Source organism: Natronoarchaeum rubrum (assembly GCF_024494695.1).
This window is the reverse complement of record NZ_JANHDP010000002.1, coordinates 624,637-646,071: the sequence shown is the minus strand read 5'-3', so window position 1 is coordinate 646,071 and position 21,435 is coordinate 624,637. Positions and strand designations below refer to the sequence as shown.

At 69.2% G+C, this 21,435-nt stretch carries 22 protein-coding genes; 9 read left to right on the top strand and 13 right to left on the bottom strand.

What is annotated here, in order from left to right:
* Position 1 precedes the first annotated feature (1 nt).
* On the bottom strand, positions 2-733 hold the full coding sequence (locus NO931_RS07410) for a Yip1 family protein (RefSeq protein WP_256391993.1): 732 nt from the start codon (positions 731-733) through the stop codon (positions 2-4).
* A 121-nt stretch (positions 734-854) separates the two neighbouring features.
* Between NO931_RS07410 and NO931_RS07405 the strand changes: the two genes are divergently transcribed.
* Entirely contained in the window at positions 855-1,610 is a 756-nt protein-coding gene (locus NO931_RS07405; protein ID WP_375142037.1) for a queuosine precursor transporter, read from the top strand.
* A 77-nt stretch (positions 1,611-1,687) separates the two neighbouring features.
* Here the strand turns inward: NO931_RS07405 and NO931_RS07400 are convergent, their stop codons facing one another.
* Together NO931_RS07400 and NO931_RS07395 are read right to left on the bottom strand one after the other, a co-directional pair.
* Positions 1,688-1,963 carry a hypothetical protein gene (locus NO931_RS07400; protein WP_256391991.1) on the bottom strand — a complete coding sequence of 92 codons (276 nt, stop codon included), beginning with the start codon at positions 1,961-1,963 and terminating at the stop codon, positions 1,688-1,690.
* Positions 1,964-2,180: 217 nt separating this feature from the next.
* Positions 2,181-2,702 (bottom strand): deoxyuridine 5'-triphosphate nucleotidohydrolase, encoded by a 522-nt coding sequence (locus NO931_RS07395; protein ID WP_256391990.1) that lies wholly within the window; start codon positions 2,700-2,702, stop codon positions 2,181-2,183.
* Between the two features lie 187 nt (positions 2,703-2,889).
* Between NO931_RS07395 and NO931_RS07390 the strand changes: the two genes are divergently transcribed.
* Both NO931_RS07390 and NO931_RS07385 read left to right on the top strand, forming a co-directional pair.
* A complete protein-coding gene (locus NO931_RS07390; protein WP_256391989.1) occupies positions 2,890-4,644 on the top strand; it encodes a sensor histidine kinase in 1,755 nt (584 codons plus the stop codon).
* 134 nt (positions 4,645-4,778) lie between these two features.
* The gene (locus tag NO931_RS07385) at positions 4,779-6,755 is read left to right on the top strand and encodes an aconitate hydratase (protein WP_256391988.1); all 1,977 of its coding nucleotides are present in this window, start codon (positions 4,779-4,781) and stop codon (positions 6,753-6,755) included.
* A 268-nt stretch (positions 6,756-7,023) separates the two neighbouring features.
* Here NO931_RS07385 and ribB read toward each other — a convergent pair whose 3' ends face one another.
* From ribB to NO931_RS07365, 4 genes are all read right to left on the bottom strand, one after another.
* Positions 7,024-7,728 (bottom strand): 3,4-dihydroxy-2-butanone-4-phosphate synthase, encoded by a 705-nt coding sequence (gene ribB, locus NO931_RS07380; RefSeq protein WP_256391987.1) that lies wholly within the window; start codon positions 7,726-7,728, stop codon positions 7,024-7,026.
* Entirely contained in the window at positions 7,725-8,432 is a 708-nt protein-coding gene (locus NO931_RS07375) for a DUF120 domain-containing protein (RefSeq protein ID WP_256391986.1), read from the bottom strand. Before NO931_RS07375 ends, ribB begins: the two co-directional genes overlap by 4 nt.
* A gap of 145 nt (positions 8,433-8,577) precedes the next feature.
* Positions 8,578-9,474: an NmrA family NAD(P)-binding protein gene (locus NO931_RS07370; protein ID WP_256391985.1), complete on the bottom strand. Its 897-nt coding sequence runs from the start codon at positions 9,472-9,474 to the stop codon at positions 8,578-8,580.
* Positions 9,471-10,100, bottom strand: coding sequence for an NAD(P)-dependent oxidoreductase (locus NO931_RS07365; protein ID WP_256391984.1), 630 nt, complete (start codon positions 10,098-10,100; stop codon positions 9,471-9,473). Before NO931_RS07365 ends, NO931_RS07370 begins: the two co-directional genes overlap by 4 nt.
* A 125-nt stretch (positions 10,101-10,225) precedes the next feature.
* Between NO931_RS07365 and NO931_RS07360 the strand changes: the two genes are divergently transcribed.
* On the top strand, positions 10,226-10,612 hold the full coding sequence (locus NO931_RS07360; protein ID WP_256391983.1) for a winged helix-turn-helix transcriptional regulator: 387 nt from the start codon (positions 10,226-10,228) through the stop codon (positions 10,610-10,612).
* Between the two features lie 20 nt (positions 10,613-10,632).
* Here NO931_RS07360 and NO931_RS07355 read toward each other — a convergent pair whose 3' ends face one another.
* The 6 genes from NO931_RS07355 to NO931_RS07330 all read right to left on the bottom strand — a co-directional run bounded on the left by NO931_RS07355 (position 10,633) and on the right by NO931_RS07330 (position 15,415).
* Entirely contained in the window at positions 10,633-11,190 is a 558-nt protein-coding gene (locus NO931_RS07355; RefSeq protein WP_256391982.1) for an iron transporter, read from the bottom strand.
* 179 nt (positions 11,191-11,369) lie between these two features.
* Positions 11,370-11,753, bottom strand: a complete 384-nt coding sequence (locus NO931_RS07350) for a DNA polymerase V family protein (RefSeq protein ID WP_256391981.1) — start codon at positions 11,751-11,753, stop codon at positions 11,370-11,372.
* Positions 11,754-11,927: 174 nt separating this feature from the next.
* Positions 11,928-12,686 (bottom strand): polysaccharide deacetylase family protein, encoded by a 759-nt coding sequence (locus tag NO931_RS07345; protein ID WP_256391980.1) that lies wholly within the window; start codon positions 12,684-12,686, stop codon positions 11,928-11,930.
* Positions 12,683-13,534 carry a DapH/DapD/GlmU-related protein gene (locus NO931_RS07340; protein WP_256391979.1) on the bottom strand — a complete coding sequence of 284 codons (852 nt, stop codon included), beginning with the start codon at positions 13,532-13,534 and terminating at the stop codon, positions 12,683-12,685. The genes NO931_RS07345 and NO931_RS07340 overlap by 4 nt, the downstream gene beginning before the upstream one ends.
* Positions 13,535-13,757: 223 nt before the next feature.
* The gene (locus NO931_RS07335; protein ID WP_256391978.1) at positions 13,758-14,339 is read right to left on the bottom strand and encodes a metal-dependent hydrolase; all 582 of its coding nucleotides are present in this window, start codon (positions 14,337-14,339) and stop codon (positions 13,758-13,760) included.
* A 2-nt stretch (positions 14,340-14,341) separates the two neighbouring features.
* Positions 14,342-15,415: a DUF1616 domain-containing protein gene (locus NO931_RS07330; protein ID WP_256391977.1), complete on the bottom strand. Its 1,074-nt coding sequence runs from the start codon at positions 15,413-15,415 to the stop codon at positions 14,342-14,344.
* Positions 15,416-15,711: 296 nt separating this feature from the next.
* Here NO931_RS07330 and NO931_RS07325 point away from each other — a divergent pair, with 296 nt between their 5' ends.
* The 5 genes from NO931_RS07325 (at position 15,712) to NO931_RS07305 (ending at position 21,352) form a co-directional block, all read left to right on the top strand.
* Positions 15,712-16,863: a DegT/DnrJ/EryC1/StrS family aminotransferase gene (locus NO931_RS07325; protein ID WP_256391976.1), complete on the top strand. Its 1,152-nt coding sequence runs from the start codon at positions 15,712-15,714 to the stop codon at positions 16,861-16,863.
* The gene (locus NO931_RS07320) at positions 16,860-17,846 is read left to right on the top strand and encodes a Gfo/Idh/MocA family protein (RefSeq protein WP_256391975.1); all 987 of its coding nucleotides are present in this window, start codon (positions 16,860-16,862) and stop codon (positions 17,844-17,846) included. The genes NO931_RS07325 and NO931_RS07320 overlap by 4 nt, the downstream gene beginning before the upstream one ends.
* 218 nt (positions 17,847-18,064) lie before the next feature.
* On the top strand, positions 18,065-18,637 hold the full coding sequence (locus NO931_RS07315; RefSeq protein ID WP_256391974.1) for an acyltransferase: 573 nt from the start codon (positions 18,065-18,067) through the stop codon (positions 18,635-18,637).
* Positions 18,634-20,076, top strand: coding sequence for a nucleotide sugar dehydrogenase (locus tag NO931_RS07310; RefSeq protein ID WP_256391973.1), 1,443 nt, complete (start codon positions 18,634-18,636; stop codon positions 20,074-20,076). Before NO931_RS07315 ends, NO931_RS07310 begins: the two co-directional genes overlap by 4 nt.
* Positions 20,069-21,352, top strand: coding sequence for a nucleotide sugar dehydrogenase (locus tag NO931_RS07305; protein WP_256391972.1), 1,284 nt, complete (start codon positions 20,069-20,071; stop codon positions 21,350-21,352). The genes NO931_RS07310 and NO931_RS07305 overlap by 8 nt, the downstream gene beginning before the upstream one ends.
* Positions 21,353-21,435 lie beyond the last annotated feature (83 nt).

The window sequence follows — 21,435 nt, the reverse complement described above, 5'->3', positions numbered from 1 at the left end:
GCTACAGGAGGTAAAGGAGTCCGAAGATCGCAAGCGGAACCCCAACAGCGACGCCGGACGCCGCCCGCGAGAGATCGGCGTCCTCGGCGAGTCCGGCGGTGAGGATCTGCCACTGCCAGCCGATCGCCAGCAGCGACGCCAGCGTCAGCCACGGCGAGACCGGCGCCAGTGCCGCTTCCAGTGCAGCGGAGCCCTGATCGACGTTGGTGATCGTCGTGTTCGACAGTACGAGCCACAGGCCGCCGATTCCGACGGCGAGCCTGGCGATTTCCGGCACCGTCGCCCAGCCCGCGAGCGCGAACGTCCCGCCGAGTGACGGATCGCCGCCGGCGAGCCGCCCGACGCCGAACAGCACCACGCCGCCGAGGAACCACATGACGAACGGGCCGACCATCCCGATCCAGAGGAATCTCCGCATCGCCTCCGCGACCAGCGTTCCGGCGTCGCGCTCGATCGTTCTGGGCTCGTCGCAGCCGTCGTCGAACGACCCGGACTCCCCGAACTGCCCGTCACAGAACGGTTCGGGCGGCCGATCGGGGTTGTCCATCGTGACCGTCGCGTCGATCGCGCCTTCGATGAGCACTTCGAGGGCCAGAATACCGGCGGTGAGACAGGCGGCGAGCAGCACGACGAGTCCCGCCGCGATCGGCAGCGTTCGGGCGGGCGGTCGCTCCTCGAAGAACGCTCTCGGCGACAGGAGGAACTGGCGGAGGGTGCGGGCGGCGTCGGCCATTTCGTCCGCGAATTTTTCATTCGCGAAGCATATGTCTTGTCACCTCAGAGGAACGTCACGGAGGGTCCTCGGTCAGCGCGGTCGCGAGTAGAAACCAACTTCATCCCGCCACGACTGGTCGATGACAGAGATGACACGCGACAGCACACGCGCCGCGGCGACGCCGACGATCGGGCAGGTGACGCTGATCGGCCTCTTCGTGACCGCGCTGGTGACCGCACAGCTGACCGCCTCGAAGATTCTGGGGTTCTCGCTGCCCTTCGAGTTGCCGGTCGTCGGCGCCCAGCTCGCGTTGCCCGGCGCCGCGCTGGCCTACGCCGTCACGTTCCTGGCGAGCGACTGCTACGCCGAGCTGTACGGCCGGCGGGCCGCGCAGGTGATGGTCAACGTCGGCTTCGCGATGAACTTCGTGCTGCTGGCGCTGGTCTGGTCGACGATCGCCGCGCCGGTCGCTCCGACCTCCCAGGTCGCCGCCGACACGTTCGCGACGGTGCTGGGCGCGAGCACGAACATCGTGATCGCGAGCCTGCTGGCGTACGTCGTCAGCCAGAACTGGGACGTGCTCGTCTTCCATCGGCTCCGGGAGTACACCGACGGCGACCACCTCTGGCTCCGCAACATCGGCTCGACCGCGTCAAGTCAGGCGATCGACACCGTGATCTTCGTCACCGTCGGCTTCGCGATCGCGCCGGCGATTCTGGGCAACGGCGACGTCCCCGGAATCGGCCTGCTCGCGTCGCTGATCGTCGGCCAGTACCTGCTGAAGCTGGCGATCGCCGTCCTCGACACGCCCGTCGTCTACGCCATCGTCGGCGCGATTCGCCAGTACGACCTCGACGCCGCAGCGCTCGATCCCGCGGGCCGGACCGGCGACTGAGCGATCGGCCGAGCCGATTGACGGGCGCCGCTACTCGGACGGGAGCGCTCCGAAAAATGGCTGCAGTGACGACCGATCTACTGGCTCGAGCTCAGCAGGTCCTCGATCGTCTCTCGGACGTTCGACGCCGAGGGCGCGATCGGGATCATCTTGAGGCGCTGTTCGAACTGGCGCTGCTTGAAGTGGTTCGCGAGCGTGAGGATCGTCGGCGCCCACAGCCCGACGAAGATTCCCAGCTCCCGGTCGCCTCGCCCGAAGAAGGCGTACAACGACATCGCGACCGACACGACCGATGCGAACAGCGCGAAGTCCGTTCCGGTCTCCGCCGCTACGTCTGACTCTTGTCCTCGCATTTTTTGGCTCATAGAGTGACCTGCGTTCGATCCACTAGCGAGGGCCCGCCTTGAACACCGAGAACCGTTCACGCTGCACCGGAGCGTTTGGAGGGTTCTACAGGCGTTTTGAATGTGCATTACGCGACGGTAACGTGGGGTTACCTCGCCCTACGTGGTTCGTGGGGGCCGTACCGTGGCCGCTTCCGTTTTGCCAGCACGGCACAGTGGGACCGACTTACTCCAGATTTTCGCCCTGGTAGGAGCCGTCGTAGGTGTCCTCGTGGTCCGCCCGCGCGAACACGAGCTGGGCGATGCGGGCGCCGCGCTCCAGTTCGAGATCGTGGTTGACCTCCAGCAGCCCCTCGCCGCGGCCCGTGTAGCCGGCGTCCCAGACCGCCGTGTGGAGCATCGCGGAGTTACGCATCAGCGAGGATCGCGGGAGGACGAACCCGACGTGACCCTCCGGGATCGAGATCGTCTCGCCGTAGCGGGCGACGTAGCCGCCCGGTTCGAGCCGGTAGGTCGGCGCCGACGCCGCGGCGTCCTCGCGAGCCTGCGGGCTCGACGAGCTCCGTTCGTCGGCGTTCTCTGGGTCGAGCTCGCGCCGCTCGCCGATGCGCTTGCCGTCGCGGGAAATCCGTCCCGCTTCGACCTGCTCGAAGACGGCCTCGACCGTGAGATCGACGCCGTTGGGCTGGACCTGCTCGGCGTCGAGCGGCGACACGTGCTCCGCGACGAACGCGCCGGATCGGAACATGCGAGCACGAGGTCGCCCGGTCGGCAAGACAGTTTCGGACCGCCACGCGCTCCGAACGACGGTCTCGAAGCTGACGGCGCGCTACCGTGGCGCTTAGCGATGGTGCCACGCCTTACAACTAATTTCGTACTATTTTTACGTAAGAGTAAAGTCGAATCATTGTATACTAGAGTCCGTCTCGTAAACTATGATTCCCGCCTGGGGGTTCGTACTCGCGCTGCTGTGTTCGGCGGGAATCGCCGGAGCGTTCGCGGCGTACGCCGCGATGCGCCGCCGCGAAGCGGGCGTCGACTGGTTCATCGCGCTGCTCGCGCTGCAGTCGGTCTGGACGCTGCTGGTCGTCGCCGGCGCGGTGCTTCCGGTCGAGTACGCCGCCGCGGTCGAAGTGGCGCTCCTGTGGCTGGGGTCGGTGATGAGCGTCGCCTGGCTGGGGTTCATCCTCGCGTACACGGGCAGAGGGACGCTGTCTCTGGCGCGCGTCGCAGGGCTGCTCGCGTTTCCGGCGATGTCGCTCCCCGTCCTCGCGGCGAACCCCGGCGGCGTCGCCGTGCGCGACGCGACGACGTACACCGACCACGGGCTCGCCGTTGCCGAGCTAACGATTGGGCCCTGGGGAACCGGCGTTCTGGTGTTCATCTTCGCGCTGTTTCTCGCGGGACTGGTCGTGCTGGTCTGGCATCTCCTCTCGTCCAGCGTCGAGATGGCCCAGACGCTCGCGCTGCTAACCGGCGCGAGCGCCTGTATCGTCACCGGGTTGCTCGTCAGCCTCGGCGTGCTGTCGAAGATTCCGGTCAACCCGACGCCGTTCGCGTTCCCGCTCTCGGCGCTGGCCTTCGGCTACGCGCTCTTTTCGCACGAGCTGCTGTCGGTCTCTCCGGCGACCCGACGCATCGGCGAGCAGTCCGCACTCGACGATCTGGAGGAGGGCGTCGTGGTGCTCAACGCCGCCGACGAGATCGTCCGGATCAATCCCGCCGCCGAGACGGTGCTCGACTGTGCCAACCGGGAGGTCCGAGGCGTTCCGCTCCGCGACGTCGTCGGGGACGCGTTCCCGGCGCTCTCGGCGCTTCCGGCGTCGTACTCGACCGACGATCGTCGGCGGATCGACGTCTCCTCGTCGCCGGTCACCGACGACTTCGGCCGGTCGATCGGACGGACGCTGCTGTGCCGGGACGTCACGACGGTCGAGCAGCACCGTCAGCGACTGCAGGTGCTCCAGCGACTGTTGCGGCACAACCTCCGGAACGAGCTGAACGTCGTCGAGGGACAGGCCAACCTGCTCGAACGCGAGGTGCCCGAGGTCACGGCACACCGGATTTCCCGGATCAAGGAGAGCACGGGGGATCTGCTGTCGGTCGCGGACAAGATGCGTCGTATCGAGGAGCTTGCGCCCGGAACCGAGCCCGATCTGATCGACACTGACGTCGGCGGCGTTCTCGACGCCGTCGTCGAGACGATTCGGGCGGACAGTCCGGAGACGGAACTCTCGCTGTCGGTCAGCGGGGACGTGCGGATCCGAACGAATCCCGACGTGCTCGAAGACGTCGTCGTCGAACTGGTCGGAAACGCCATCGAGCACGGCGGCGACGAGGTCCGCATCGTCGTCGACGACCGCGACGACGGCGTCGAGATCGCGATCGAGGACGACGGCTGCGGCATCCCCGAGCAGGATCGACAGGCGATCCTCGACGGCCGGGAGACGTCGCTCAGACACGCCAGCGGCGTGGGGCTCTGGCTCGTCAAGTGGGGCGCCCGGCGGCTGGACGCCACCCTGTCGTTCGAGTGCGAGGACTGTGACGGAACGACGGTCGTGCTTCGGGTCCCGACGCGGCGTCCGGCCGCGACGAGACGTCCGGACGCCGCCGCGGCGCAGTCTGACGTCGCTGCGGGCGACCGCGACGCCGGATCGAACGCCCTCCTCGGTGAACAATCTCAGGGTTAAGATGGATGCGTACGAACGTACGTATCCTTCGCAGCTCTTTAACTTAAAGACCGCCACGATGGCGGGGATTCTGAACGGTCGTACAGGAGGGACTCGCGGGATTTATATCCGAGGAAAGACGATATCCGGCCGCTATGGGACAAACTCTGACAGAGAAAATTCTCGATGACCACCTCGTCGAAGGCGAGCTGGAAACCGGCGAGGAGATCGGCATCGAGATCGACCAGGTCCTCACGCAGGACACCACGGGGACGATGGTCTGGCTGCAGTTCGAGGCGATGGGACTGGACAACGTCCAGACGGAACTCGCCGCCCAGTACTGCGACCATCAGACCTATCAGTTCGACTTTAAGAATACCGACGACCACCGCTTCCTCCGCTCGGCGGCCGGCACCTACGGCGCGCACTTCTCGCGCCCCGGCAACGGCATCTGCCACAACGTCCACCGGGAGAACTTCGCGGCGCCCGGCAAGACGCTGCTGGGTAGCGACTCCCACACGCCGACCCCCGGCGGGCTCGGCGAGCTCGCGATCGGCGCGGGCGGGATCGACATCACCGTCGCGATGGGCGGCGCGCCCTACTACATCGAGATGCCCGAAGTCGTCAACGTTCGCCTCGAAGGCGAGCTGCCCGACTGGGCCACCGCGAAGGACGTCATCCTCGAGATGCTCCGTCGCCTCTCCGTCAAGGGCGGCGTCGGCAAGATCCTCGAATACACCGGTCCGGGCGTCGAGACGCTGACCGCGCCCGAGCGGATGACGATCACCAACATGGGCACCGAACTGGGCGCCACGACGTCGATCTTCCCGACCGACGAGCAGACCCAGGACTACCTCGAGCGCGTCGGCCGCGGCGAGGAGTACGTCGAGCTCCAGCCCGACGACGACGCCGAGTACGACGACGAGATCGTCGTCGATCTCTCGGATCTCGAACCGCTGATCGCCCAGCCGTCGATGCCCGACAACGTCGTGCCGGTCCGCGAGGTCGCGGGCCAGTCCGTCGACCAGGTCATCCTCGGCTCCTGTACGAACGGCGGCTACGAGGACATCCTCCCCGGCGCGAAGATGCTGGAGGGCCGCGAGGTCGACAAGAAGACCGACATGATCGTCGCCCCCGGCTCGAAGCAGGCCTCCGAGATCCTGGCCCGTCAGGGCTGGGTCGCCGAGATGATGGCGGCCGGCGTCAACTTCTCCGAAGCGACGTGCGGTGCCTGTATCGGCATCGGCCACGTCCCCGCCAGCGACTCGGTCTCGCTGCGAACCTTCAACCGCAACTTCGAGGGTCGCTCGGGCATCGAGGACGACAACGTCTACCTGTGCTCGCCGGAAGTCGCGACCGCCGCGGCGCTCAAGGGCGAAATCGTCGACCCGCGCGACCTGTCGGATGAACTCGACGACCTCGAGGCCCCCGGCATCGAGCTCCCCGAGGAGTACGACGCCTCCAAGACGGACCTCATCAGCCCCGACGAGGCCGTCGACGACGAACTCGTCAAGGGCCCCAACATCGGCGACGTGCCGCTGAAGGACCCGCTGGACTCCAAGCTGCAGGGCCCGACCCTGCTGAAGATGGACGACAACATCACGACCGACCACATCATCCCCGCGACTCAGGACATCCTGATGTACCGGTCGAACGTCCCGAAGCTCTCGGAGTTCACCCTCTCGCGCATCGACGAGACGTTCGCCGACCGCGCGCTGGAGGCCGACGGCGGCTTCCTCGTCGCCGGCGAGAACTACGGTCAGGGTAGCTCCCGCGAGCACGCCGCTCTCTGTCCCATGTATCTGGGCGTCGAGGGCGTGCTGGCCCAGAGCTTCGCCCGCATCCACAAGGCGAACCTCTTCAACTTCGGCCTGATCCCGCTGGCCATCGACGAGGACACCTACGAGAAGATCGAGCAGGGCGACGACGTCGAGATCGTCGACGACGTCGCCGAGGCGGTCCAGTCCGGCCAGGAGGAGTTCACGATCCGCGTGAACGACGACTGGGAGGCGACCGCGCAGCTCGACGCCTCCGAGCGCGAGCGCGACATTCTCGCGGCCGGTGGCAAGCTCGCACACACGAAAAAGCAGGCCGAGGAGTCCGGCGACAGTCCCGCTCCCGCGGACGACTGATCGGCTACCTCGCTCTCTCTGTATTTTTTTGCGGTATCGACGCGTCCAGTGGCGTCGCCGCGCAGCGAGTAACGCCACTTCGTCTCCCCGAACAGCGGCCTCACGCCTCCCCAGCCTCGGCGCCTTCGGCGCCGTCCCTCGCACAATGTCCTCGCGCCACGAGGGCGCGAGAGCGCGCGCCGCCGCAACCGTAGGACGACCGGCAAAAAGAGAGCACGGTGAAAACGGCAAGAGCGCGGTGAAAACGGCACCAGAGCAACCGCCGAGTCTATCCCAGCCGCTCGACCAGCGCCGCGCCGTCGACGAACGGGATCCCGTTCCGGGCGGCGTACTCGCGGGCGGCGGCGGTCGAGAGCGCGTCGCCGGTCTCGTCGTCGAGCATCTCGCAGACGACGACGGCGGGCGGCCGGTCGGCGGCGTCGGCCAGCGCGAGGCCGAGTTCCGTGTGGCCGCGGCGCTCGTCGAGGAGCCCCTCGGCGGCCCGGAGCACGTGGACGTGGCCGGGGGCGCGGAACTCGTCGGCGAACGCCGCGGCGTCGACGGCGTCACCGTCGGCGGCGCGCTCGGCGAACGCGCCCAGTTCCGAGATGGTCAGCGCGCGGTCGTCGTCGGTGACGCCGGTGAACGTGTCGCGGTGGTTGACCGTCAGCGAGAACGACGAGCGGTCGCCGTACGCGAGGTGCTCGGTCTCGCCGGCGGGGTGGTCGATCACGTCCGCGAGGAACGGGAGATCCGCAGCGTCCGCGACGGCGTCCGAGAACGCCGTGCAGATCAGCCCGCCGGCGTCGTTGCGCATCCGGGCGACGGCGTCGGCGTCGATCGCGCCGGCGGGGTAGATCAGGTCGGTCTCACCCTCGCGGTCGTCGAAATCGTGGACGCAGACCGGCCGGCCCTCGCGGAACGCCGCGACGGCCTCGTCGACCGCGCCGGCGGCCTCGGCGTCGCCGATCTCGACGTCAGTTTCGCCGCTCATTGCCGCTCCTCGACGGTGACGGTGACCGTGTCGTCGTCCTCGAGACCCAGCTCGTCGCGGAGCCGATCGGGCGCGATCAGCTCGACCTGGTCCTCGTCGTGGTGGGTGCGCTCGGGCGTGATGAGGTGGGCGCCCTCGTAGCTGCTGCCCCCGGCGGTCGTGATCGTCGCCGGGTAGCAGATCGCCGGTCCGTAGGTGCGTTCCTCGTCCTCCCAGCCGTCGATCGGCACCGGTTCGAGCGCCTCCAGCGCCGAGCGCCGCCGGACGCTCGCGTCGGTCAGGTCGACGTTGAGCGTCCCTTCGAACGGCGCGTACTCCAGTCGCTCTTCGAACTGACGCATGTAGCCCGGCAGCGAGATGTAGTGGCGCCCCTCGCCCATCCCGCTGGTGACGGTGCCGGCCAATTCGACCGACGAGGCACCCTCGAAGATCCGACGGTAGTCCTCGTACTCGGCGCGCAGGGCTTGCTCGCCGTCGTCGGTGATGGAGATCCACTGCCCGTCGGTGACGGTCTCGCGCTCGACGTAGCCGGCGTCGTCGAGGCGCTGGAGGCGCCGCGACGCCGTCTGCGTGGAGGCGTCGACCTGCTCGGCGACGTCGGCACAGGAGATCTTCATCTCGCCGCCGGTGCCGCCGTCGAGCGCCAGCAGCTTCAGGACGGCCAGTTCGTCGTGCCCGACGGCGGTCGACGCTGCGTTAGACATAGAAGCGACTTGGGCCGCCCGCGGCATAAGGATAACGAATACGAGACGCGTAACAGAAACGTGAACCGGTCGCCGGTTTCCGGTCGTTGACGTATCTTGGCGCGAGCACGATAAACGTCTTCGGGAACGTGTTCGGCGCTGCCGCCTACCGATCGGACGCGGCCGCGTCCCGCCCCGCGGTCCGGAACTCGTCGGCGTAGTCCGCGACGTACGCCCGAATGCTCCGAGGGGGACGCCCGAGCACGCGCTCTACGTCGTCGGTCACGCGCTCGGCCAGCCCGAGTCTCGCGGTCGTGTAGATGCCGACCATCAGGAGCACGTAGCCGAGCGGGTGGCCTCGAGAGCGCATCCGGCGGACGAACGCCGGAATCGACGGGTCTGCGTACTCGATAGATCGTCCGAGTTCTTCGGAGAAGATCGTCGCGACCTCGTCGTAGGTCAGCGCCTCGGGACCGGTCAGGTCGTAGGCGACGTGCAGGTGACCCGGTTCGACGAGCACGCGCGCGGCGACCGCGGCGACGTCCCGCGCGTCGACGAAGCTCGTCGCACCCGATCCCGCCGGGACGAACAGCTCGTCCCGGTCGAGCACGTCCCGGCGGTGGACCTCGTGGAGGTTCTGGGCGAAAAACGACGCTCGGAGGAACGCGTAGCCGACGCCCGCAGCCTCGATCCGGCGTTCGATCCGGTAGTGCGGCAGCAGGCGGTTCCGGTCGGCCCCCAGCGTCGAGAGGTAGGCGATCCGCTCGACGCCGACCCGAGCGGTCGCGTCGACGACGGCACAGACGTCGTCAGTGTCGACGGCCGGCGGCCGGACGAGGAAGACGGCGTCGACGCCCGTCAGGGCCGCGCCCCACGTCTCGGGTCGGTCGAAATCGAACGCGACGACGGCGTCGGCGGCGTCGAAGCGCTCGCGAGCGGCGTCTGGGTCCCGCGTCGCGGCGCGGACCTCGCAGTCGGCGTCGCCCAGTTCGGCGACGACGTGGCGGCCGACGGTGCCCGTCGCGGCGGTGACCAGCACGGACTGGGTGGAGCGGTCGCTCACGCCGACCCCACCTTCGGCATCGCCCGGAGATACAGGTCCTCTTCGACGCAATCGAGGACGAAGCGGGCGACATCCGTCCGCGCGACCGACTCGAAGCCGAGGTCGATGTCGCCCGCGCGGTACTCGCCGCTCCCGGCACCGTCGGTCAGGCGCGGCGCGCGGACGACCGTCCAGTCGAGGTCGGTCGCCCCGACGCGCCGGACGTGTTCCGCGGCGTCGTCGAGCACGTCGCGGGCGAACAGTTTGAGTAGCGCGCCCATCGCTTTCCCCGACAGCGAGACGCGCTCGCCCTCCTCGCGGGCGCCGGCGCCGACGAGCGTGACGAACCGGTCGACGCCGGCCGTCTCCATCGCCGCGAGGACGTTGTCGCCGGCGACGGTCAGCAGGTCGTCCGGCCCCTCGTCGGTCTGGCCGAGCACAGAGACGACGGCGTCGGCGCCCGCGACGGCCTCGGCGACGCCGTCGCCGCCGTAGGCGTCGCCCTCGACGACCGTGAGCGCGGAGTCCTCGACGGGGAGCTTCTCGGGCGATCGCGCGAACGCGACGACGTCGTGACCTCGGTCGAGCGCCTGCCGGACGAGCGGGACGCCGGTCCGTCCGGTTGCGCCGAAGACTGCGATCTGCATACCGACTCTAGACGGCGAGTAGGCTAATACTTGCAACTTCGAAGCTTCGAAGCAACGACACGGACGCTGCCGTCTGGTCGGAACTCGTCACAACGCTTTTGCTCGGACGACGCCGAACGGCGCCCGTGAGCGCCCCGCCGAATCTCCCCGAACTGTCCCGCGAGGAAGCGACGGAACTGCGCGACTCGCTCGACCCCGACGAGCGCGAGCGCGTCCGCGAGACCGTCGCGACGCTGCTGGATCTGCTGGGCAAGGCCCACGCGATGGCGGTGCTGAGCGAGTTCGCCTTCGCGGGCGAGCCGCTCCGGTTCAGCGATCTCGAAGCCGAGCTCGACGTCGCGCCGAACACGCTGTCGGCGCGCCTGCGCGACATGACCGACGCCGGGCTGCTGGAGCGCGAATCCTACGACGAGATGCCTCCGCGCGTCGAGTACGAGCCGACGCCGAAAGCCAAAGCGCTGTTCCCGGTGTTCGGGCACCTCCACCGCTGGGCGATCGACCACGAACTCTGAGCCGGCGCGGGCGAGCGCTCTCAGTCCTGTCCGGTCTCGATCTCGATCTCCTCGAACGTCACCTCGACGCGCTCGCCGTAGCGGTCGCCGTTCGCCTCGTCGTGGCGCATGAACGTCGGCGGATCGATCTCGATCGTCAGGTCGTACTCGCCCTCGCCGGGCACCTCGAGGTTCGTGCCGTAGTGGAACAGGCCGGGGTGCCAGACGAACGGCACTTCGAACGGCCCGACGGTATCTGCGTCGTCGTCCGCCGGGTCCAGCGTCGCCTGCACGTCGAGTTCCGGGACGAACCGCCCGTCAGCGGCGTCCGTCACCGCGACTTCGAGGTGGCAGTTCTCGTCGTCGGGCTCGACCCACTCGCCCTCGCCCTCGCTTTCGAGCCGGTACATCCCCTCGGCTTCTTCCTGGGCGTAGCCGACGACGTAGTCGCCCGCGGTCCGCATGTCGCCGCCGGCGTCGGCGACCACCTCGATCATGTAGTCGAGCGAGCGCGTGTACGCCTCGCCTTCGGCCTTCGCGAGCTCGAGCTGTCGGTCGTCGACCTCGTCGCTGGTCGTTTTGGCTGCGTCCTGGCTCATTCTGAATCCCCCGTTTGCGGGTACCACGTCGGGACGGAAAATCGTTGGTCGACGCGCCGCTACGATCGGTGGGGATCGGCCTCGCGAGACTGCGTAGAGTTCGGCAGCACAAAAAGCGGTACGGCCAGACACGGCCGCGGTACCGCTGGCGTCAGGAATCGTCGTCGATCATCGCGGCCTCAGAGTCCGTCGTCACCCCCGTCCTCGGCGTCGCTCTCGTTGTCGCCGGTGGTCGTCTCCTCGTCGTCGAGCGCGGACTCGTCGTCGGTCGTCGAGTCGGACTCGTTGGTCCCCTCGCTCTCGTTGTCGGTCGTCGAATCGGACTCGTCGTCCGTCTCGCTGCCGGCGTCTTCCTCGCTTTCGTTATCGTCGAGCGCGGACTCGTCGTCTCCGTCCATCTCGTCGCTCGAGTCGGACTCGTTCGATCCTAACTCGTCGTCTTCCCCCGGATCGGACTGGTTGCCGTCCTCGCCGGAGCTGCTGTCCGTGCAGCCGGCGACGGCTGCCGTTCCGATCGCAGCAGCGATACTGACGAATCGCCGTCTTTTGAGTTGCTCTCCCATGGTTGGAACCGCATCTACCCGTTCAGGAGACGGTTGATTTACTATAGTGCAGATAAGCAACAATGTTGCGAGAACAGTAGCTGTTTACCGGGCGGGAGGGTTCGCAACTGGCCGAAACAGTCGAAGAAGTCGGATTCTAACGGGGCGTTCAGCGGACGCAACGACGGACGCCGGTCACCGGGCGTCGACCGGGCAGAAGTCGTCGATGTTGTACTTCTTCTCGATGAACTGGTCCTCCATGAACCGCCGCGTGCGGCCGAGGGTGCGCTCCTCGTGGCTTCGGAGTCGCTCCGCGAACCCGGCGTCCTCGACGCCCCAGAGCCCCGGGTGGGTGAGCACCTGCATCTTGTCCGGGAGCGGCCCCGCCAGGGGCGACTCGTCGCGCCAGCGCTGGTTCGAGTCGGCGCGGTACGCGATATCGGTGAAAAACCGCTCCTCGTAGGCGCTGACGAACCCGTCGAACTCGCGTCGGAACACCCACTCCGGCGGGCGGTGGAACGAGACGACGTCGACGGAGCCATCGACCAGTTCCGAGAGCACGGTTCGTTCCGACCGGACGCGCTCGCGGAGTTCGCGCTCGGGCGGCTCGACGTCCCAGTACTGGTGGGTGCTGAAGTGCAGTTCCACGTCGTGGCCGAGCGCCTCGATTCGATCGAGGATCCGCCGGTTGGGCTTGTGCAGGAGGTTGTAGAACGGCGACGTGGTGAGAACGAAGTACGTCGCCGAGACGCCGCGATCGGACTCGATTCGGGCGGTTTCGAGCGCGCTCCGGAGCGACCAGTCGACGTCGTGGCGAAGGACCACGTCGCCGGCGGAGAGGTCGTCGCGGTAGCCGCGGAATCGGCGGCCGCGAGCGCGGAGCGCGTCGAGGAACTGCTCGTACCACTCGAAGGTGAACGTCAGCTCCTCGACCCTGGTCTCCGCGATCGTCATTCGAGCACCTCCGCGGGCGAGCCCGCGACGGTGACACCAGGCGGGACGTCGTCGAGGACGGCCGAGTTCGCGCCGACTTCGGCGTCGGCGCCCACGCTGACGTCGGTGGCGACGGTGACGTTCGGGTGAACCTCGACCCGCGCGCCGACGGTCGACCCGCCCGCGAAACAGCAGCCGGCGGCGACCGTGACGTCCGGCCCGAGCTCGGCGTGGTGCGCGACGTGGACGTTGCCGCTGAGCTTCGCGCCCGCGCGGACGACCGTCTCGCCGAACGCAGCCCGATCGATCGAGGCGTTCGCGCCGACCGCAACGTCGTCTTCGATGACGACCTCGCCCTGATGGGGCTGGCGCAGCGGTCGCCCGGTCTCGTCGCGCACGAACCCGAACCCGGCGCCGCCGATCGACGCACCGGCGCCGACCGTGCAGTCGTCGCCGATCGTGACGGCGTCGCCGACGTAGGCGTGCGGACCGATCCGGCACCGCTCGCCGATCTCGGCGCTCTCCTCAACGACCGCCGTCGGGTGGATCTCCGTCTCCTCGACCGGCCGCCGGAAGAACTCGCGGGCGACTCTGACGAAGTCGAACTTCGGCCACGAGCTGTGGACGAGCGACCGGCCGGAGAGGGCCGGCATCGTCTCCGGACAGACGACGACGCCCGCGTCGGACTCGCGGAGCCGATCGGGGTCCTCGTAGACGCAGAACGCGAGGTCCTCCGGTCCGGCGCGGTCCAGCGCGTCGGTGCCTCGGATCGTCACGTCCGGCCCGGTCCAGGCGGCGTCGAGGAAGCCGGCGATCTCGGCGGTCGCGAGCCGGACGCCGTCGACCCGTCGGCTCGCCGCGGTCGTCATCGGAGATCACCGGCGGGGAGCCACACTGCGGGGTTCGTTTCGCGCTCGATCCGTCGGCGGTCGAAGGGGCGCTCGGTACGCGTCATTCGGTACCCGGAGCACGTCGTCCCGACTGCTTTCCTATACGCAGTCTAAGCGGTCGGGAGAGACGATCGGGACGCCGCTTACGCGGACGGTAAACCGATCCGCTGGGCCGAAACCCTACCCGCCTGCGATAGCCCGCTCAGCGACGCCGGGTCGTCGCGCCGCGGTCCAGCAGCCACCGCAGCACCGGCGCCCCGTCGTACAGCCAGAGCGCGACGACCAGCAGGTGAACGGCGGTGTAGGCGACCAGCGCCAGCAGGAGATCGGAGGTCGCCGCGGCGGCGATCGACTGCCGGAGGTACAGCGCGGTCCGCTCGACGAAGCCGAGCTGCGTCTCGTACGCGGGGAGCGAGACGAACGGCCAGAGGACTCGGTAGATCGCGAGCCCGCCGCCCGACCGGAGCGGGCTCAGCACGTCGGCGACGAGGTGCGACGCGTAGCCGACCGCGATCGCGGCGCCGTAGCGCGGCCGGTCGAGCCGCTCGGCGGCGACGACGGCACCGAGACACAGCGGTCCGGCGAACACCAGCGAGTGGCCGAGCGCGGAGCCGGTCGAGAACAGCCCGACGCTCCACGAGAGCGGCTTGTCGATCAGGTCCGGGAGCTGCGTCGCGACGCCAAGCGCGACGACGGGCCCGGACGTCGGCGCCTCCCCGCGACCGAGGTGCGAGAGCAGCGAGTACCAGACGTAGCCGAACGCCAGGTGTTCCCAGGGCCACATCGCTACCGGCCTCCGGCGTCGAGCCGCAGTTCTCCTCCGGCGTCGAGCTGCTGCTGGCCACCGTCGCCAGTCCACAGCTGGACGTACCGGTACGCGCCCTCGCGCGAGGGATCGTCCGGGGCGTCGCCGACGTACAGCAGGTAGACGATCCTGTGTTCCGACCCGGTCGCCGGCGGATCGACGTCGTGGGCGACGCGCGCGGTTTCGCCGGCGTCGGCCGACAGCGAGAACCGATCGAGTTCCGTTTCGTCCACCACGGTCGTCCCGCTCTCGGTCCGGTCGACCTCCTGATGGAGCGCGACCACCGTGTACGCGCGGGCGCCGCCCTCCTGGTTCGTGACCGTGGGGTGCAGCGTCGGCGCGTCGCCGGACGCGAAGGCGTCGGTCGACGCCGCGGCGTACTCGCCGTCGCCCGTTTCGGTCGTGAGGTAGAACTCGGTGAACTCGTCGCCGTCGTGGACGGCGAAGCCGACCGCGACGCTGCTCAGGAGGACGAGCACGCTCGCGGCGAGCACCACGTTGAGGATCACCCCGCGGCGAGATCCCGCCTCGAACGGGCGGTTGCCGATCATCCCGTCGGTCCCGCGCCGGTAGTACCGATCGAGCGCAGATCGGACGCTCGCTCCCGAGAGCGGTCGATACCGGCCGTCCGGCGGAAGCCGGACCCTGGCGACGATCGCGACGAGGCCGGAGATGACGACGATTCCGACGGTCCCGAGCAGCACGGGCCGGAGGCCGACGCCGCCGACCGCGAAGTTCGCGACGAACGCGACCGTCGGAACGATCGCGAGGCTGCCGGCGAGCGAGAGGCCGAGCCGCGTGGCGGTCGGGAGCCCGTCGATCGTCTCCTTGGGCCGGCTGATCGGGGACTCGTCGCTGACGGAGGCGCCGCTGTGGCGCTCCGGGTACAGCGCCGCGATCAGGACGTAGCCGGGGACGAAGAGTACGAGCGGCAGCCCCAGAACGATCCGGAGCGGTGTCCCGGGATCGCCTCGCAGGATCGCCGCCGTCGCCAGAATCGCAAACAGGACGGCACACACCACGTCGAGCGTCGATCGAACTGCTGTTCCGAGCATCACCGGGCGAAACGCGCGCCGCGATGAAGTACGGTCGAGACCGTTCACGTTTTTGGCCACCGCGTAAGGCGCTGCCAGCGACGGGCCCCCGAGCTTGGCCACACCGTAAACGAGGGGGAGACGAGCGAACGCGGGGGTATAGAGAAATCCGGCGAGTCCGGACGGGCGAGTCGACGGACTCGCCCCGCCCCTATCTAGCTTATCCGACGGATAATAATGGGCCCGAGGCGCGCCAGTATCGACCGGAAGGCGGCCCGCTCCCGTCGATTCGTCCGAGGGCAGCCGCCGAACTACACATGAGTGGAACGAACGATCAGTCCTCGTCGACACGAACCGCAGACGAACAGCCGCCCGACCGCGTCCCCATCGCCGACCCGGCGGTCGGCGCCGAAGAGCGAGAGCGCGTCCTGACGGCGCTCGAATCGGGCCAACTCGCCGACGGTCCCGAGGTCCGCGCCTTCGAATCGGAGTTCGCCGACTACTGCGGCGCCGAGCGCGGCGTCGCGACGTCGAACGGAACGACCGCGCTGCACGCCGCGCTGCACGCCGTCGGCGTCGAACCCGGCGACGCCGTCGTCACGTCGCCGTTCTCGTTCGTCGCGAGCGCGAACGCGATCCGCTTCGCCGGCGGCGAGCCCGTGTTCGCCGACGTGCGGGCCGACACGTTCACCCTGGATCCCGACAGCGTCGAGCGGGTGATCCGCGCGCGGGACGACGAGGTCGACGCAATCCTCGCGGTCCACCTCTACGGGCTCCCGGCGGCGATGGAGCGGCTCCGCGAGATCGCCGACGACTACGACGTTCCGCTCGTCGAGGACGCCGCGCAGGCCCACGGCGCCGAGTTCGACGGGCGGCGCGTCGGCTCGATGGGCGACGCCGCGGCGTTCTCCTTCTACCCAACGAAAAACATGACGACCGGCGAGGGCGGGATGATCACGACCGACGACGAGGAGATCGCGCGGGCCGCCGAGCGGTTCGTCAACCACGGTCGGTCCGCCGACGGGTACGAGCACGTCGAGCTCGGCCACAACTTCCGGATGACGAGCCTGGCGGCGGCGATCGGCCGCGCGCAACTGGAGCGGCTCCCCGAGTTCGTCGCGGCGCGCAGGCAAAATGCGGCCTTGCTGGACGAGGCGCTCGCCGAGTCGCCGCTCGCGACGCCGACCGAGCCCGACCGGCGGCGACACGCCTACCACCAGTACACCGTCCGCTGTTCGGACCGCGAGGCGGTCGCGACCGCGCTCGACGAGCGCGGGATCGACACCGGCGTCTACTACCCGACACCGATCCACGAGCAGCCGGCATACGACGGCGTCGGCGCGGCCGCGCCCGTCGCCGAACGGCTCGCCGACGAGGTGCTCTCGCTGCCCGTCCACCCCGGCGTCGACGAGGACGACGTCGAGCGGATCGGCCGCGCGATCGCCGAGTACTCGGGGGTGCCGGCGTGAGCGACCGGATCCGCGCCGGCGTCGTCGGCGTCGGCAGCATGGGGGCGAACCACGCGCGCGTCTACGACGAACTCGACGCGACCGAACTCGCGGGCGTCTACGACGCCGACACGGAGCGGGCGCGGGAGGTCGCCGACCGGCTCGGCACCGAGGCGCTCCCGCTCGACGAGCTCCTCGAAACCGCGGCGGCGGTCTCGATCGCCGTCCCGACGCGATTCCACCACGAGACCGCGAGCGAGTGCATCGAGCGCGAGGTCGACGTCCTCGTCGAGAAGCCGTTCGTCGCCGACCCGGCAGAGGGACGCGATCTCGTCGAGCGAGCCGCCGAGCGGGATGTCACGCTGCAGGTCGGCCACGTCGAGCGGTTCAACCCGGTCGTCACGGCGCTTCAGGAGCTCGTCGACGACCTCGACGTGTTCGCGGTGAGCGCCGAGCGGCTCGGCCCGCCGCTCGACCGCGATATCGGCGACTCCGTCGTGACGGACCTGATGATCCACGATCTCGATGTCGTGCTCGACACGTTCGGCGGGAGCGTCCAGTCCGTGGCGGCGACGGGGCGGGACGACGGCAGCTACGCCGTCGCGAACGCCGAATTCGACTCCGGCGTCGTGGCGCGCTTCGCGGCCAGCCGCGTCACTCAGGAGAAGGTCCGGGAGCTGACGATCTCCGCGCGCGACTGTCGGGTGAAGGCCGACTTCATCGACCAGACGATCGAGATCCACCGGTCGTCGTCGCCGGAGTTCGTCCGGGGCGACGGGAACGTCCGGCACCGCCACGAGAACGTCGTCGAGCGCGTCACCGTCGAGCGGCGCGAGCCGCTCAAGAACGAGCTCCGGTCGTTCGTCGAGGCGGCGGCGACGAACACCGAACCCGTGGTCAGCGGGGAGGACGGGCTGCGCGCGCTCGAACTGACCGAGACGATCGCCGACGAGATCGGGACCGACGACCGGCGTGCGCTTCGGGCGGACGGCGGCGCCGACTAAACGGTCCTGAACCGCTTACGGGACGGCTAACGCGGAGATTTATCCGACCGATAGTAAACCGGGTAGGGCCGGGAGTGGGTACCGACCGCGGACACGGCGTCGCGGTCGGATCACACCATGCTATCGAAGCGAACCTTGGCCGCAACTGTCGTAGCACTGCTCGCGTACGCGCTTCTCGCCCGACGGGACGACCCGGACCGGGCCACGGAGGTGAGCGCGTGACGCGAACCGTCGAGCGCCCCCAGAACGTCGACGAGGGCGCGACGATCGGCTACCCGCCGGAGGGCACCGACCCGGAGATCGGCGACGACGCGACGATCCGCTCCGGGACGATCATTTACGCCGACGTGGAGATCGGCGACGAGTTCTCCACGGGTCACGGCGCGCTCGTCCGCGAGGGGTCGCGGCTGGGCGACGACGTGCTCGTGGGGACGAACGCCGTCGTCGACGGCGACGCGACGATCGGCTCGAACGTGAGCATCCAGACGGGCGCGTACGTGCCGCCCGGCACCGAGATCGGCGACGATGTGTTCGTCGGCCCGAACGCGGTGCTGACGAACGACCGGTACCCGGTGCGCGACGACGCGGAGCTGGAGGGGCCGACGATCGAGCGCGGCGCCTCGATCGGCGCGAACGCGACGGTGCTCCCGGGCGTGACGGTCGGCGAGAACGCCTTCGTCGCGGCGGGCGCCGTCGTGACCGAGGACGTTCCGGCGGACGCGCTCGCGGTCGGGACGCCGAGCGAGCACGAGCCGCTGCCGCCCGCGCTCGAAGGGGGGAACGACATATGAGCGCCACGGAGACCGCCGAGAAGCTCTACGGCACAGACGTCACCGAGGAGCGGCGTCGCGAGGCGTTGCGGACCGGTCGCGTGCCGGTCGCGGTGTACGGCCTCGGGAAGATGGGCCTCCCGCTCGCGGCCGCGTACGCAGAGGCCACCGGGAACGTGACCGGCGTCGACGTCGACGACGAGGTCGTCCGGTCGGTCAACGACGGCGAGTGCCACGTCGGCGGCGAGCCGGGGCTGGCCGAGCTCGTCTGGCAGACCGTCACCGACGACGCGTTCGAGGCGACGACGGCGGGAAAAGAGGCTGCCGCGGAGGCGAGCGTCCACGTCGTCATCGTCCCGACGCTCGTCGACGACGACGAGCCGGACCTCTCGATCGTCGAGGACGTCGCCGCCGACGTCGCGGCGGGGCTCGAACCGGGCGATCTCGTCGTCTTCGAGTCGACGCTGCCACCCCGGACGTGCAGGGACGTCCTGCTGCCGCTGCTCGAAGAGCGCAGCGGGCTCAGACTCGGCGAGTTCGGCCTCGCGTTCTGTCCCGAGCGGACGTCCAGCGGCCGGGCCCTGGCCGACATCCGGGGCGCGCACCCGAAGATCGTCGGCGGCGCCGACGCCGAGAGCGCGCGAGCCGCCGAGCTGGTCTACGACGAGATCACCGACAACGACGTCGTCCGCGTCTCGGACGCGACCACCGCGGAGTCGGTGAAGGTGTTCGAGGGCGTCTACCGTGACGTCAACATCGCGCTGGCGAACGAGCTGGCGCGCCACGGCGACCGGCTGGGGATCGACGTCGTCGAGGCGATCGAGGCCGCCAACGGCCAGCCGTACTGCGACATCCACGATCCCGGCGCGGGCGTCGGGGGCCACTGCATCCCCTACTACCCGCACTTCCTGATCGAGCCGTTCGACGCCGACTCGCGGCTCATGGAGACCGCCCGGGATGTCAACGAGGCGATGCCGGGCTACACCGCCGAGCTCGCGCTCGACGGCCTCCGCGCGGAGGGGATCGACCCGGCCGACGCCGACGTGCTCGTCATGGGGCTGACCTACCGGCCGGGCGTCGCCGAGATCCGCGCGACGCCGGCGCTGCCCGCGATCGAGCGCCTGGACGACGCCGGGGCGACGATCCACGCCGTCGATCCGGTGCTCGACGAGTACGAGGCGTTCCGCGACGCGGGCGCCTCGATCGTCGCCGCGGACCAGCTGGCCGCGTCGCGGATCGCGTCGGGGGCCGTCGGCGAGGAGACGACCCTGCCGTCGCCGTCGTACGACGCGGTCGTGCTCGTCACGGCCCAGAAGCAGTTCGAGCGGATCGACGTCCCCGAACTCGGCGGGGAGGGCGACGGTGACGACCGGCTGGTCGTCGTCGACGGCCGGCAGGCGCTGACCGAGTTGCGCGGCGACGGCCGCGTCCGGTACGAGGGGGTGGGCCTGGATGGCTGACAGGATCTGTATCGTCGGCCTCGGCTACGTCGGACTGCCGCTCGCGCTCGCGTTCGACGACGCGGGCCACCACGTGCTCGGCTACGACGTCGACGCCGGGAAGGTGGCGGCGCTCGATAGAGGGGAGGACCCGACCGGCGACGTCGGCGACGCCGCCGTCGAGCGCTCCGAAGTCTTCTTCAGCGACGACCCGACCGCGATCGGCGACGCCGACTACGTCGTCGTGACCGTGCCGACGCCGATCGACGACCTGCAGAATCCGAACCTGGAGTACGTCGAGGCCGCCGGCGAGACGGTCGGCGAGCACGCCCACCCCGGGACGACGGTCGTCCTCGAGTCGACCGTGTTCCCCGGCGCGACCGAGCGCGTGCTCGTCCCGGCGATCGAGGAAGCATCCGGATACACCCTCGGCGACGAGTTCGAGGTCGGCTACTCGCCAGAGCGCGCCTCTCCGGGCGACGAAGGGCGGGGCGTCCGCGACGTCGTGAAGATCGTCAGCGGACGGACCGACGCGGTCCGCGACGACCTCGCGCGGCTGTACGAGACGATCGTCGACGCCGGCGTCCACCGGGCGGACACGATCGAGACCGCCGAGACCGCGAAGGTGATCGAGAACGTCCAGCGGGACATCAACATCGCGCTGGTCAACGAGCTCGCGATCGTCTGCGATCGGCTGGGCCTGGAGACCGACGAGGTGCTGGAGGCCGCCGGGACGAAGTGGAACTTCCACGACTACTCCCCCGGACTGGTCGGGGGCCACTGCATCCCGGTCGACCCGCTGTATCTCGCTCACCGGAGCGAGCGCGAGGGGTTCTCGCCGAAACTCACCCTGCAGGCCCGGGAGATCAACGAGTACATGCCCAAGCACGCCGCCGAGCTCACGCTCAAGGAGCTCAACAACTGCGGCAAGGTGTTCCAGGACAGCCGCCTCCTGGTGCTGGGGCTGGCGTACAAGCCAAACGTCGGCGACATCCGGACCTCGGAGGTTGAGGGCGTCATCGAGGAGTTAGAGACGTTCGACGTCGAGGTCGTCGGCTTCGACCCGCACGCCGACACGGCGGCGATGCGGGAGCGCTTCGACGTCGAGATCCAGTCGGTGCCGTCGTTCGAGGGGTTCGACGGGATCGTCGTCGCCACCGGTCACGACGAGTTCGCCGGCCTGGAACTGGCCGACGTCGCTGCGGAACTGAACGACGACCCGCTGGTCGTGGACGTTCCCGGCGTCTTAGACGAATCGAGCGCCGAGGCGAACGGCATCGCGTACACGAGATTATGAACTGTCAGCACAGCCGTAGCACGAACGGCCAGCACGGACAGAACACGGACGAGACCGGCGTAGCGCATCGATCGACGAGCGCG